Source organism: Actinocorallia populi, assembly GCF_002995495.1.
Taxonomy (GTDB): Bacteria; Actinomycetota; Actinomycetes; order Streptosporangiales; family Streptosporangiaceae; genus Actinocorallia; species Actinocorallia populi.
On the sequence record NZ_PVZV01000011.1, the window covers coordinates 154,876 to 167,907 of the forward strand.

Here is a 13,032-nt window from a genome sequence, read left to right on the forward strand (position 1 = left end):
TCAGCTGCCTCTGGGAGGGGACATGACGCGGGTAGCCGCGATCGACTGCGGGACCAACTCGGTCCGGCTGCTCATCGCCGACATCGGCGAGGAGCTGCGGGACGTCGAGCGCGAGATGCGCATCGTCCGCCTCGGACAGGGGGTGGACGAGACGGGCGAGCTGGCCCCCGAGGCGCTGGAGCGCACCTTCAAGGAGATGCGCGCCTACGCCGAGCTCATCGAGCGGCACGGCGCCGAGCGGGTGCGGGTCGTGGCCACCAGCGCCACCCGCGACGCCCGCAACCGCGCCGACTTCGTGGCGGGCGTCGACGAGATCTTCGGGGTGAAGCCCGAGGTCGTCACCGGCGAGGAGGAGGCGCAGCTGTCCTTCACCGGGGCGACCAAGGACCTGGTCGCGCTGCGCCCGCTCCGCCCGTACCTGGTCGTCGACATCGGCGGCGGCTCCACCGAGTTCGTGGTGGGCGGCTCCGGCGTCGAGGCGGCCCGCTCGATGGACATCGGCTGCGTGCGGATGACCGAGCGGCACTTCAAGGGCGCCAACCCGCCCTCCCCGGAACTGATCTCCAACGCGGTCGCCGACATCGACGCCGCGCTGCGCGAGGTCCGCCGGAGCGTCCCGGTCGCCGACGCCCGCACCCTGGTCGGCCTGGCCGGATCGGTCACCACGGTCGCCGCGATGAGCATGGGCCTGGAGACCTACGACTCCGAGCGCATCCACCTGTCGCGCATCACCGCCGCCCAGGTCCACGAGACCACCCGCAGGCTGCTGCACATGACGCACGAGGAGCGGGCCGCCCTGGGGTTCATGCACCCCGGACGGGTGGACGTGATCGGCGCGGGCGCGCTGATCCTCGACCGGATCATGCGCGAGTACGGGTTCGGCGCGGTGGTCGTCAGCGAACACGACATCCTCGACGGCATCGCGTGGAGCCTGGCCTGAACCGCGCCGCTCCGGGGGACGGTGCCCGGGCCCCCGCGGCGGGGCCCGGCCGGCCGGCGCCGCGCGCCGACCGCCCGAACCGCCCGTTCGTCCCGCCCGGCACCGGCTGGCCCGGCGATCCCGCGGCGCCGGACACCCCGGTCGCGCACGACGCCGCCGAGGTGGCCGGGCTGGCGGCGCAGGCGCCCGGCCTGGCCGAGCTGTGCGCGCGGCAGTCGGTCTGCCGGGCGTGCGACAGGCTGGTGGAGTGGCGGGAGCGGGTCGCGGTGGAGCGGCGCCGCGCCTTCCGGGACGAGGAGTACTGGGGGCGTCCGATCGCCGGCTGGGGCGCCCCGGACCCGGAGATCCTCATCGTCGGGCTCGCCCCGGCCGCGCACGGCGGCAACCGCACCGGCCGCATCTTCACCGGAGACCGCTCGGGGGACTGGCTGTTCGCGTCCCTGTACCGGGTGGGGCTGGCCGTCCAGCCCGAGAGCGTGCACGCCGGGGACGGCCAGCGGCTGCTGCACACCCGGATGGTCGCCACCGTCCGCTGCGCGCCGCCCGACAACAAGCCGCTGCCGTCCGAACGCGACGCGTGCCGCCCCTGGCTGTCCAGGGAACTGGCCCTCACCCGGCCGAAGGTCGTCGTCGCGCTCGGCGGTTTCGCCTGGCAGGCGTTGTGGCCCGTGCTGGCCGAGGCGGGGCTGCCGGTGCCGCGGCCACGGCCGAGGTTCGGCCACGGCGCCGAGGCGACGGTGGGGGAGCTGCTGCTGCTCGGCTGCTATCACCCGTCCCAGCAGAACACCTTCACCGGCCGGGTGAGCGAGACGATGCTCGACGAGGTCTTCACCCGGGCGAAGGAAGCCGCGAAACTCTGAGCGGGCGCGGGTCCGGGGAGAGGGACAGGGCCGGGCTCAGCGGACTCGCCGCTGAACGCCCCCGTCAGGCCCTGACCCGTCCCCTGCCTCCGGCCCCCGCCGGAGGTCGTGACCCCGCTGGTCCCTCGTGTCACGAGGGCGGTTACGGAATATGGGATGACGCAAACCAGCGGAAGGTTCGGAATCCGGGGAGAAAAATCTCGGCCCCGAGCGGCCCCGGACTCCGTGGCGTGTGCCACACGCCGCGCGGAGCGGACGGGATAAGGGCGGACGTGCCTAAGATCGTCAAAGCGTCGCGACAAGGGAGAACAGCATGGTGGACGGGGCCGCGGCACGGCTGGAGCCGCTGCTGACCCGGATGCTGGGCGATCCGCTGCCGGTCCAGGTGCGCGCCTGGGACGGCAGCCGAATCGGTTCGTCCGCAACCCCGGTCTTCGTGATCCGCGACCGGCGGGCGTTGCGGCGGTTGTTGTGGAAGCCCGGCGAGATCGGCCTCGTCCGCGCCTACGTCACCGGCGAACTGGACATCGAGGGCGATGTCTGCACCGCGCTCGGCGCGTTGCAGCAGGTGCTGCGCCAGGGCGACGAGGCGATCCGGCTGAGCGGCGACGACAAGCGGGAGATCGTCCGGACGGCGGTGATGCTGGGCGCGGTCGGGCCCGAACCCAAGGCCCCGCCCGAGGAGGGCGGCCGCGGCCTGCTGGAGGAGACCCCCGAGGAGCTCTACGCCCGGATGGCCGACGGCGTGGGGATGATGGGCACGGGGTACTGGGCCGGCACGACGGATCCTGCGGAGGCGCAACGCGCCGACGAGGAGCGCCTCGCCGCCCGGCTCGCGGTGAAGCCGGGCGACTCGGTGCTGGAGCTCAACGCCGGCTGGGCCTCCTTCGCCGGCCGGCTCGCCCGGGAGCAGGGGGCGCAGGTGACCGCGGTGACCTCCTTCGGCACCACCCCGGCCGAAGGCGTGCGGGTCGTCCCGGACGTGCCCGCCGCGGGGGAGTACGACGCGGTCGTGGCCCTCGCCGGGATGCTGCCCCTGCACGGTGTGATCGACAGGGTCGCCGGGCTGCTCCGGCCGGGCGGGCGGCTGCTGGTCCGCCAGCCCGTGCACCGCCAGGACGCGGTCCAGCGCCCGTTCACCAGCGACTACGTCCTGGGCTCCGACGAGGAGCTGCCCACGCTCGGCTCGTTCATCGAGGCGCTGGACGCGGTGGGCCTGGAGGTGCGCCAGGTCGCGGCGCTGCGCGAGGACTACGCCCGCACCCTGCGGTCCTGGGCGGCGGCCCTGCAGCGCGGCCCCCTGGAGGACGGCCTCACCCGCACCTGGCTGCTGCACCTGGCGACCACCGCGCTGGCCGCCGAGGCCGGCCGGATCGGCCTGTACGAGCTCGACGCGGTGTTGAGATGAGTAACACAACTTGCGTACCGGAACGATTTACCGGTAAGGACCGTCTTAACGATGTGACGGTTCTCAGTTGCCGGAGGAAATGATGGAGAGCAGGAACCCCGCGTTCCGCAAGATGGGCGAGCAGGCGGGGCGCGAGTACACGCCTTCCCCGCAGCAGCTCCAGGACATGTACAACCAGCCGGCATACGCGCCGCCCGTGCCGGGCGTGCGGACCATGACGGTCGACGACGTCGTCGTCAAGAGCTTCCTCAGCCTCGGCACCCTGGCCCTCACCGGCGCCGCCGCCTGGGTCCTGAACCTGGGCATGGGCGTCGCGCTGGTCTCCGCCCTGATCGGGCTGGGCATCGGCCTGTACCTGAGCTTCTCGGGCAAGGCCAGCGCCGCGCTGACCCTGACCTACGCCGCCTTCTACGGCGTCGCGGTCGGCACGATCAGCCACATGTTCAACGACTTCTACAACGGCATCGTCTTCCAGGCGGTGATCGGCACGGCTCTGGCGTTCGGCGCCATGCTGGCCGTCTACTCGCTGCGGATCATCCGGGTGACGCCGAAGTTCACGAAGTTCGTCCTGGCGGCGGGCCTGGCCATGATCGGCCTCATGCTGGTCAACCTGGTCGCCGGCATGTTCAACGACACCGGCATCGGCATCCGCGAGAACGGCGCCCTGGGCATCGTCTTCAGCGTCGTGGCCATCCTGGTGGGCTGCTTCTTCCTGATGCTCGACTTCGACATGGTCGAGAAGGGCGTCCAGGCCGGCCTCCCGGAGAAGTACTCCTGGGCCTGCGCCTTCGCCCTCACCAGCACCCTGGTCTGGATCTACCTGGAGGTCCTGCGCCTCCTGGCGATCCTCAATAGCAGTGACTGAGTGAGCGAGCGGTAAGAACCGACGAGAGAGGCCCCCGGGGAATCCCGGGGGCCTCTCTCGCTGAGGCGATGAAAGCACTGCGGAGAGCGCGAACGCGCCTCTCCGCAGTACCACGGCACCCACCATCCCGGTATGACGGGCTGGTGTCAGCTTGCTGCCACAGCGACGGCCTGAGGCTAATACTGTCAGCTAAGCCTCTCCAAGATCATCGCCATGCCCTGGCCGCCGCCGACGCACATGGTCTCCAGGCCGAACTGCTTGTCGTGGAACTTCAGGCTGTTGATGAGGGTGCTGGTGATGCGGGCGCCCGTCATGCCGAAGGGGTGGCCGACGGCGATGGCGCCGCCGTTGACGTTCAGCTTGTCGATGTCGATGCCGAGGTCGTCCGCCGAGGGCAGGACCTGGGCGGCGAAGGCCTCGTTGATCTCCACCAGGTCGAGGTCGTCGACGGTCAGGCCGGCCAGGGCGAGGGCCTTGCGGCTGGCCTCGACCGGGCCCAGGCCCATGATCTCGGGGGAGAGGCCGGACACGCCGGTGCTGACGATGCGGGCCAGCGGGGTGATGCCCAGCTCGGCGGCCTTGGTGTCGCTCATGACGACCACGGCGGCGGCGCCGTCGTTCAGCGGGCAGCAGTTGCCCGCGGTGACCGTGCCGTCGGGGCGGAAGACCGGCTTGAGCTGGGAGACGGCCTCGTAGGTGGTGCCGGCGCGGGGGCCGTCGTCCTTGCTGGCCACGGTGCCGTCGGGCAGCGTGACCGGGGTGATGTCGGTGGCCCAGAAGCCGTTGGCGATGGCCTTCTCGGCGAGGTTCTGGGAGCGGACGCCGAACTCGTCCTGGCGCTGGCGGGAGACGCCCTTGAGCCGGGCGACGTTCTCGGCGGTCTGGCCCATCGCGATGTAGACGTCGGGCAGGACGCCCTCCTCGCGCGGGTCGGTCCAGTCCCTGCCGCCCTGGGCGAGGACGTCGGTGCGCTCCTTGCCGGGCAGGAACTTGTCGTTCTTGGTGTTCGGCAGGCTGTCGGAGTTGCCCAGGGCGAAGCCGGAGACGTGCTCCACGCCCGCGGAGACGATGACGTCGGCCTCGCCGGCCTTGATGGCGTGGAAGGCCATCCGGGTGGTCTGCAGCGAGGAGGAGCAGTAGCGGGTGACGGTGGCGCCGGGGACGGTGTCCAGGCCGAGCAGCACCGACACCACGCGGGCCATGTTGTAGCCCTGGTTGCCGCCGGGCAGGCCGCAGCCCAGCAGCAGGTCGTCGATGGTGTTCGGGTCGAGCTGGGGGACCTTGGCCAGGGCCGCGGAGACCATGCTGGCGGCCAGGTCGTCGGCGCGCAGGTCCTTGAGGGAGCCCTTGAAGGCGCGGCCGATGGGGGAGCGGGCGGTGGCGACGATCACTGCCTCGGGCATGGGATTCCTCATTCTCTCGGGCCGGGACTGCGGGCCGTTAAGTTACCAGTGAGTACTCTAATCCTGTTCTAGGACCAGATTCTAGAAATCCCTTTGATCGGTGCCCGGTGCCGGGGTCTTCTTTAGCCGTACATACCCGGAGTGGTGCCCGTGGTGTCGTGCGTGGAGTGCAGGGCGCCCTGCTCGTCCCGCCAGACGCGGTGGCCGCCGGAGGAGCCGGTGTACCAGGAGGGGGGCGGGCCGGGATCGGCCGCCTTGGCGCCGGTGGCCAGGTCGTAGGCGCACAGGGAGGCGACGGGGAAGAAGCCGGGGGCGCCGCCGGCCAGGCGCAGGGGCTCGGGCTCGGTGGTGCAGAAGGACCAGGTCCGCAGGGTCTCGGTCGGGACGGCGGCGGCCCGGTACAGGTCGAACGCGCTGCCCTTGCGGCCGGGGAGCCAGAAGCCGAGCACCGACAGGTCGGAGGAGAAGGACAGCCACCACGCCGAGCCGCGGGGCACCGCCGACGCCGGGATCGCGGCCAGCTTGCGGCCGGTGCGGGTGTCGATGCGGGCGAAGCCCTCGAAGGCGCCGGAGGCGCCCACCTCGCGGGTGACCAGGCCGACCGCGGGGTTCGGGCTCGGGTAGACCCGCAGCTGGCGCGGATGCGACCACACCTGCGAGCCGTCGGACAGCCGCAGCGCGAAGAAGCCGTAGGCCGACAGGGACCTGCCCCGCCGGGCCGGCGCGATGTGGCCGAGCAGCAGGTCGCCCGCGGTGCCGAACGACCAGCCGCCCGACAGGTCCACCCCCTCGCCCACGGCCTTCTCGACCGGGAACTCCCACAGCGGGCGCCCCGAGTCCGCGGAGTGCGCGGCCAGGACCGGCCGCTCGGCCATGCGGAAGACGACGACGCGGTCGCGGTCGGCGTGCTGGACCTCGGCCAGCCCGCGCAGCCGCCACAGGGCCCGGCCGGTGGCGCCCTCCAGCACCACGAACCGCGGGTCGCGCTGGGCGGTCGACTCCGCCAGGCACACGTTCACGCCGCAGGCCACCGGACCGAACGTGGAGTGCACGCCCCGCGCCCACCGGTGCTCGCCGGTGCGGGCGTCGCGGGCGACGACCATGGCCTTCCACGGGCCGCCGGACCTCGGCTCCAGCGCCACCACCACCGGTCCGGTGACGGCAGGGGGCTGCACCCCCATGCCGGGCAGCCGGCCGACCATCGTGGCCGGCTTCGTCCACAACCGCCGGCCGGTGGCCAGGTCGTCGACGACCGTCTCCAGCGTGCCGTCGTGGCGCAGGCCGGTGACGGCCACGACGCCCGAGCCCAGGACGGCCCTGCTGACCGCGTTGACCCCGCTGTCGGTCCAGCCCGCCGAGGCGTGGGCCACGTCGCGGCCCGTGCTGCCGGAGCAGCCCGCAGCCGTGAGTAGCGAGACGGAGGCGCAAAGTAGTCGCTTGAGGGCGGCCGAGGGCATGGGCGGGACTCCAGGAAGGGGAAGGCGCCTCGGGCTCAGATCGCGCCGGGTGCCACCTCCGGCAGGGCCGAGCCGTCAGACGCGGGACGGGCGGGAGCCGTGCCGCCCGTGCGGCGCAGCAGCGTGGCCCAGCGGGACATGCCGTCGCCGCCCCGCGCCGCCACCTCGGTGCCGGGCTTCTCCGCGGCCGAGGCGGCCGCGAGGTAGATGGGCAGGACTCCCTCGCCGAACGGGGCCTCGGGCTCGAGTCCCAGTGCGGCTGAGACCGAAGGTAGCAGGGCGGCCGCTGCCGCACCGTAACCTCGCGCAGACGGATGGTAACGATCCGCGGAGAAGAACTCGCCCGGCTCGATGGCGAAGTCGCGGCCCAGCAGGTCGCCCAGGGACACCGTGCGGCCCCCCGCCCGCACCGCCACCACGGTCTGCGCGGCGGCGAGCTGGCGGCTGGTGCGCCGGGCGATCCAGCGCAGCGGCTGCATGAGGGGTTCGACCGAGCCGAGGTCGGGGCAGGTGCCCACGACGACCTCGCACCCGCTCTCGCGCAGCCGGCGCACCGCGTTCTCCAGGTGCCGGACGGACTCGGCCGCGGGGATCCGGGCGGTCACGTCGTTGGCGCCGACCATGATCGCCGCCACCTGCGGCGCGGCCTCCAGCGCCCGGTCGACCTGCTCGGCCAGCGCCTCGGAGCGGGACCCGGAGACCGCCACGTTGGTCAGCCGCACCGGGCGCCCGGCGCTGGCGGCCAGCCCCGCGGCGATCAGGCAGGCGGCGGTCTCCTCGGGCTCGTCCACGCCGATCCCGGCGGCGGTGGAGTCGCCCAGCATGGCGAAGGAGATCGGCTCGCCGGGCAGCCACCGCCCGTGGAGACCGTCGGTGACCGGCGGCGGCAGGCTGGCCGAACCCTGGATGATCCGCCGGGCGAGCCTGGCCTCGGCCACCAGGAGGGCGAAGGTCAGCCCGCCCAGGACGGTCAGGCCGCCCCCGCCGAAGGCCGCCGCCGTCACGATCCGGCGCGTGGTCAGAGCTCTCAGCATGGGCTCGCTCACCCCCGGCAGGCTGGGCTAGTGTCAAACGGAATCTATCCGAGCGGCCGAGTGCTCGTTGCCGGAAACACCGGCCGAAACGGATAGGAAACATCTCGAGTATTCCCGTTCTCTCCAGCGCGCAAGACAAGGACGTCCCGTGCAGGTTCACGACTCGCTCATCCCCCTGATGGGGAACACTCCACTCGTGCGGTTGCGCAGGGTGACCGCCGGTGTGCCCGGCCAGGTGATCGCCAAGGTGGAGTACTTCAATCCCGGCGGCTCGGTGAAGGACCGCATCGCGGTCCGGATGGTCGACGCGGCGGAGGCCTCCGGGGCGCTGCGGCCCGGCGGGACCATCGTCGAGCCGACCTCCGGCAACACCGGCGTCGGCCTGGCCATCGTCGCACAGGAACGGGGCTACCGGTGCGTCTTCACCGTCCCGGACAAGGTCGCCGCGGACAAGGTCAACGTCATGCGCGCCTACGGCGCCGAGGTGGTCGTCTGCCCGACCGCGGTCGCCCCCGACCACCCGGACTCCTACTACTCGGTCTCCGACCGGCTGGTCCGCGAGATCTCCGGCGCCTGGAAGCCCGACCAGTACTCCAACCCGGAGAACCCCCGCTCCCACTACCTGAGCACCGGACCGGAGATCTGGGAGCAGACCGAGGGGCGGATCACCCACTTCGTGGCCGGAGTGGGCACCGGCGGCACCATCAGCGGCGCCGGACGCTACCTCAAGGAGGTCTCCGGCGGCCGGGTGAAGGTCGTCGGGGCCGACCCGGAGGGCTCGGTCTACTCCGGCGGCACCGGCAGGCCGTACCTGGTGGAGGGCGTGGGCGAGGACATCTGGCCCGCCACCTACGACCAGGAGATCTGCGACGAGATCATCGCGGTCTCCGACAAGGACTCCTTCACCATGACGCGGCGGCTGGCCCGCGAGGAGGGCCTGCTGGTCGGCGGCTCCTGCGGCATGGCGGTGGTCGCGGCGCTGCGGGTGGCCGAACGGGCCGGGCCCGACGCGGTCGTGGTGGTGCTGCTGCCCGACGGCGGACGCGGCTACCTGTCGAAGATCTTCAACGACGAGTGGATGCAGAACTACGGCTTCCTGTCGGCGGCCGGCGACGAGGCCAAGGTCGGCGACATCCTGTCCGGCAAGGACGGGCGGCTGCCGGAGTTCGTGCACGCCCACCCGCAGGAACGCGTCGGCTCGGTGATCGAGTTGATGCGCGAGTTCGACGTCTCCCAGGTGCCGGTCCTCAAGGAGGAGCCGCCCGTCATGGCGGCCGAGGTCGTCGGCTCGATCGGCGAACGCGAGCTGCTCGGCCTGCTGGTGGCGGGCAAGGCGCACGTGGACGACCCGCTCTCGCAGCACATGTCGGCGCCGCTGCCCACGCTCGGCTCGGGCGACCCGGTCTCCCGTGCGGTGGAGGTGCTGGAGAAGCACGGCGCGGCGGTCGTCCTGGTGGACGGCAAGCCCGCCGGGATGCTCAGCCGCCAGGACCTCCTGGGGTTCCTGGCCTCCTCCTGAGGCCTGTGACGGGTGAAGGGGCGGCCTCCTCGCGGAGACCGCCCCTTCGGGTGTTTCACGGAGCGCCGGCTACTGCTTGGCGAGCTCCGGCTGGGGCTCGGAGTCGGCCTTCGTCCGGTCGCCGTGTCCGGGCCACCAGGCGAGGCGGCCGAGCATCGCGGTGATGGCCGGGACCAGGAACATCGACATGACGAACGCGGCGAGCATGATGCCGACGGCCACGCCGAAGCCCATCTGCTGCATCATCGCGACCGGTGCCAGCATCATGACGGCGAAGGTGCCCGCCAGGATGATTCCGGCCGCCATGACCGTCGGGCCGCCGTGCTCGACGGCCAGGGCCGCCGCCTTGCGCGGCTCGTGGCCCTCGCGCGCCTCCTCGCGGAGCCGCGCGGTCATGAGGATGTTGTAGTCGGTGCCGATCGCCAGCACGAACAGGTACATGATGATCGGCAGCTGGAAGGTTACGCCCGGCTTGTCCATCAGGCCCTGGAAGACGTACACCGTGGCGCCGATGGTGGCCGCGAAGCCCAGCAGCACCGCGGGCACCAGGTAGAGCGGTGCCACGAGGCTGCGCAGCTGCAACGCCAGGATCAGCGCGATGAGCAGTGCCGCCACCGGCAGGATGACCGAAAGATCGCGGTTGTTCACCTCATTGATGTCGGCGAAGAGCGCTGTCGTGCCGCCGACGTACGCGCGGGTGCCGTCGGGCGCCATGTCGTGCACGGCGGGCCGCAGGTCGTCCTTGACCAGGGTGATCGCGTCGTTGGCGAGCGGGTTCTCCTTGAGTACCAGGTCGATCCGGGCGATCGTCTTGGTCTTCTCGCCCGGGACGGGCGGCTGGACGGCGCCCACGCCGGGCGCGGACTTGGCCGCCTCGGCGAAGGAGGCGAGCTGCTCCTGGGTGAGGTCGGCGCCGCTCTCGCTCTTGAGGTAGACCTGGACGGGGGTGCTCAGGCCGACCGGGAAGCCCTTCTCCAGGTCCTTGACCGCCTCGGCGGACTCGGTGTCCTGCGGGAATCCGGCCTGGAAGTCGTAGTCGGCCTTGAACATCAGCACGCCCGAGGCCAGCGCGGCCAGGATCCCGCCGGACACCAGCGCCACCACCAGGGGCTTGGCGCCGACGAACGCGCCGACCTTGCGGGCGGTGCTCGCCTTCGGCTCCTTCTGCCATGACTTGGAGGGCCAGAAGACCTTGGTGCCGAGCAGGACGATGATCGCCGGGATCAGGGTCAGCGAGGTGATCGCCATGACGATCACCGCGATGGCCAGGGACGGGCCCCAGGCGCTGAACACCCCGAAGGCGGCCAGCAGCAGCACCAGGAACGCCGCCGCGACGGCGGCCGCGGCCGAGGAGATGACCTCGCCCACCCGCTCCACCGCCAGGATCATCGCGGTCCGCTTGTCGTCCCCGGCGCGCAGCCGCTCCCGGAACCGGAACATGAGGAACAGGTAGTAGTCGGCGCCGATGCCGAACAACACGATCAGGATGATCGTCTGCAGCTGGTCGTCGCCGGAGAAGTCCATGATCTTGGAGGCGACGCCGATCAGCCCCATCGCCACCTCCATGACCACCGAGATCACGATGATCGGGATGATCGCGGCCAGCGGGGCGCGGAAGATCAGCAGGATCAGGCCGATGATCAGCACGAAGGTCGCGATGCCGACGATGGCGAAGGCCCGGTTGAAGGACTCCTCGTTGTCGACCCAGCTGGCGATGTCGCCGCCGATCTTGGCCTGCAGGCCGCTGCCCTCGAGCTGGCCGGGCAGCGCCTTGCGCAGGTCCCGGACGGCGTCGAGCTGCTTCTGCTGGTCCTCCAGGCTCTCGCCGGTCATCGGCACGTTGATGACCTGGACCTGCTTGTTGGGCGAGACCGCCTGGGGCCCGGTGACGATCGCGGAGACCATCTCGGGCTTGGGCAGGGCCTGGGCCACCTGGGTGACCTTGGCCACGTCCTGCTCGCCGAGCGGCTTGCCGTCGGCGCGGGTGACCACGATCATCGCGGAGACCGTCTCGGTCTGCGGGAAGGCCTGCGCGGAGATCTCGGCGGCCTGCAGCGACTCGTACTTGGAAGGGAGGAAGTTGCTCTGGTCGGACTCGGTCTCCAGTTTGGGCGAGAGGGCGATGACGAGCACCGCCACTACAAGCCACGCCGCGATGGTCCACCAGGGATGCTTGACGACGGCGTTGCCGAGCCGTCCGAACATTGCGGAGCCTCTCTGCTGTGGGGGGTTTATGCAGTCTTTACAGAATCTAGAGGTGGGCTTGGTGCTCTGTGATCCACCCCCATGCCGAGAAACCGCCTGATACCTGCGGGGGAGGCCGACCTCCCTCAGGATGAGAAAGCGGGCGCCTACCCTGGGGGGATGAACGACCGGAGCTTCGAGACACTGGCGATCCACGCGGGGCAGGAACCCGATCCGGTGACGGGGGCGGTGGTGCCGCCGATCTACCAGGTGTCCACCTACCAGCAGGACGCGATCGGCAGGCTGCGCGGCGGGTACGAGTACAGCCGCAGCGCCAACCCGTCCCGCACGGCCCTGGAGGAGTGCCTGGCGGCGCTGGAGGGCGGGAGGCGGGGGCTGGCCTTCGCGTCGGGGCTGGCGGCGGAGGACGCGGTGCTGCGGGCGCTGTGCGGGCCCGGCTCGCACGTGGTGATCCCGAACGACGCCTACGGGGGCACGTACCGGTTGTTCGCCAAGGTGTACGAGCGCTGGGGCGTGACGTTCTCGCCCGTGCCGCTGGCGGACCCGGCGGCCGTGCGGGCGGCGGTCCGGCCCGAGACGTCCCTGGTGTGGCTGGAGACGCCCACCAACCCGCTGCTGGGCATCGCCGACATCCAGGCCATGGCGGGGATCGCCCACGAGGCCGGGGCGCTGCTGGTGGTCGACAACACCTTCGCCAGCCCCTACCTGCAGCAGCCGCTGGCGCTGGGCGCCGACGTGGTGCTGCACTCCACCACCAAGTACATCGGCGGGCACTCCGACGTGGTCGGCGGGGCCGTGGTCACCGCCTCGGACGAGGTGGGCGAGCGCCTGGCCTACCACCAGAACGCGATGGGGGCGGTCGCCGGGCCGTTCGACTCCTGGCTGACCCTGCGCGGGATCAAGACCCTGGCCGTCCGGATGGACCGGCACGGCGCCAACGCCGCCCGGGTCGTGGACCTGCTCACCCGGCACCCGAAGGTCACCGGCGTGCTCTACCCGGGCCTGCCCGACCACCCGGGCCACGAGACCGCCGCCAAGCAGATGCGCGGCTTCGGCGGCATGGTCTCCTTCCGCATGGCCTCGGAGGAGGCGGCGGTGCGCGTCTGCGAGGCCACGGAGCTGTTCATCCTGGGCGAGTCCCTGGGCGGCGTGGAGTCCCTGATCGAGCATCCGGCGCGGATGACCCACGCCTCGGCCGCCGGGTCCCCGCTGGAGGTCCCGGCGGACCTGGTGCGCCTGTCGGTCGGCATCGAGGAGGCGGGGGACCTGCTCGCCGACCTGGAGCAGGCCCTGGAGAAGGCGTGACGGGGAGGGAACCGGGGGCCTGGGGCCGCCCCCGGA

10 protein-coding genes are annotated in these 13,032 nt (G+C 71.8%); 6 read left to right on the plus strand and 4 right to left on the minus strand.

All coding sequences use genetic code 11. The features are described from left to right. The first annotated feature begins 22 nt into the window (after nucleotides 1–22). The 4 genes from C2865_RS35040 to C2865_RS35055 all read left to right on the plus strand — a co-directional run bounded on the left by C2865_RS35040 (nucleotide 23) and on the right by C2865_RS35055 (nucleotide 4,073). Nucleotides 23–940: a Ppx/GppA phosphatase family protein gene (locus C2865_RS35040; RefSeq protein ID WP_106402948.1), complete on the plus strand. Its 918-nt coding sequence runs from the start codon at nucleotides 23–25 to the stop codon at nucleotides 938–940. Then, the gene (locus tag C2865_RS35045; protein WP_106402949.1) at nucleotides 925–1,800 is read left to right on the plus strand and encodes a uracil-DNA glycosylase; all 876 of its coding nucleotides are present in this window, start codon (nucleotides 925–927) and stop codon (nucleotides 1,798–1,800) included. Before C2865_RS35040 ends, C2865_RS35045 begins: the two co-directional genes overlap by 16 nt. Nucleotides 1,801–2,113: 313 nt before the next feature. Next, the gene (locus C2865_RS35050; RefSeq protein WP_106402950.1) at nucleotides 2,114–3,208 is read left to right on the plus strand and encodes an SAM-dependent methyltransferase; all 1,095 of its coding nucleotides are present in this window, start codon (nucleotides 2,114–2,116) and stop codon (nucleotides 3,206–3,208) included. An 82-nt stretch (nucleotides 3,209–3,290) separates the two neighbouring features. Beyond that, a complete protein-coding gene (locus C2865_RS35055; RefSeq protein WP_106403067.1) occupies nucleotides 3,291–4,073 on the plus strand; it encodes a Bax inhibitor-1/YccA family protein in 783 nt (260 codons plus the stop codon). A 185-nt stretch (nucleotides 4,074–4,258) separates the two neighbouring features. On the opposite strand, the gene C2865_RS35060 is transcribed toward C2865_RS35055, so the two are convergent. From C2865_RS35060 to C2865_RS35070, 3 genes are all read right to left on the minus strand, one after another. Beyond that, entirely contained in the window at nucleotides 4,259–5,476 is a 1,218-nt protein-coding gene (locus C2865_RS35060) for an acetyl-CoA C-acetyltransferase (protein WP_106402951.1), read from the minus strand. A gap of 122 nt (nucleotides 5,477–5,598) precedes the next feature. Beyond that, complete coding sequence (locus tag C2865_RS35065; protein WP_106402952.1) at nucleotides 5,599–6,933, minus strand: outer membrane protein assembly factor BamB family protein; 1,335 nt, start codon at nucleotides 6,931–6,933, stop codon at nucleotides 5,599–5,601. A 35-nt stretch (nucleotides 6,934–6,968) separates the two neighbouring features. Continuing rightward, nucleotides 6,969–7,967: an SGNH/GDSL hydrolase family protein gene (locus tag C2865_RS35070; protein ID WP_106402953.1), complete on the minus strand. Its 999-nt coding sequence runs from the start codon at nucleotides 7,965–7,967 to the stop codon at nucleotides 6,969–6,971. A gap of 148 nt (nucleotides 7,968–8,115) precedes the next feature. Between C2865_RS35070 and C2865_RS35075 the strand changes: the two genes are divergently transcribed. Then, the gene (locus C2865_RS35075) at nucleotides 8,116–9,486 is read left to right on the plus strand and encodes a cystathionine beta-synthase (protein ID WP_106402954.1); all 1,371 of its coding nucleotides are present in this window, start codon (nucleotides 8,116–8,118) and stop codon (nucleotides 9,484–9,486) included. Nucleotides 9,487–9,555: 69 nt separating this feature from the next. Here C2865_RS35075 and C2865_RS35080 read toward each other — a convergent pair whose 3' ends face one another. Then, nucleotides 9,556–11,691: an MMPL family transporter gene (locus C2865_RS35080; RefSeq protein WP_106402955.1), complete on the minus strand. Its 2,136-nt coding sequence runs from the start codon at nucleotides 11,689–11,691 to the stop codon at nucleotides 9,556–9,558. Between the two features lie 159 nt (nucleotides 11,692–11,850). On the opposite strand from C2865_RS35080, the gene C2865_RS35085 reads away from it, so the two are divergent. Then, entirely contained in the window at nucleotides 11,851–12,996 is a 1,146-nt protein-coding gene (locus C2865_RS35085; RefSeq protein WP_106402956.1) for a cystathionine gamma-synthase, read from the plus strand. The last annotated feature ends 36 nt before the right edge of the window (nucleotides 12,997–13,032 follow it).

Excerpts from the sequence above, each read along its gene's own strand:
- C2865_RS35080 (WP_106402955.1), bottom strand. The coding sequence starts at position 11,691 with ATGTTCGGACGGCTCGGCAACGCCGTCGTCAAGCATCCCTGGTGGACC.
- C2865_RS35050 (WP_106402950.1), top strand. The coding sequence starts at position 2,114 with ATGGTGGACGGGGCCGCGGCACGGCTGGAGCCGCTGCTGACCCGGATG.
- C2865_RS35065 (WP_106402952.1), bottom strand. The coding sequence starts at position 6,933 with ATGCCCTCGGCCGCCCTCAAGCGACTACTTTGCGCCTCCGTCTCGCTA.
- C2865_RS35040 (WP_106402948.1), top strand. The coding sequence starts at position 23 with ATGACGCGGGTAGCCGCGATCGACTGCGGGACCAACTCGGTCCGGCTG.
- C2865_RS35085 (WP_106402956.1), top strand. The coding sequence starts at position 11,851 with ATGAACGACCGGAGCTTCGAGACACTGGCGATCCACGCGGGGCAGGAA.
- C2865_RS35060 (WP_106402951.1), bottom strand. The coding sequence starts at position 5,476 with ATGCCCGAGGCAGTGATCGTCGCCACCGCCCGCTCCCCCATCGGCCGC.
- C2865_RS35070 (WP_106402953.1), bottom strand. The coding sequence starts at position 7,967 with ATGCTGAGAGCTCTGACCACGCGCCGGATCGTGACGGCGGCGGCCTTC.
- C2865_RS35055 (WP_106403067.1), top strand. The coding sequence starts at position 3,291 with ATGGAGAGCAGGAACCCCGCGTTCCGCAAGATGGGCGAGCAGGCGGGG.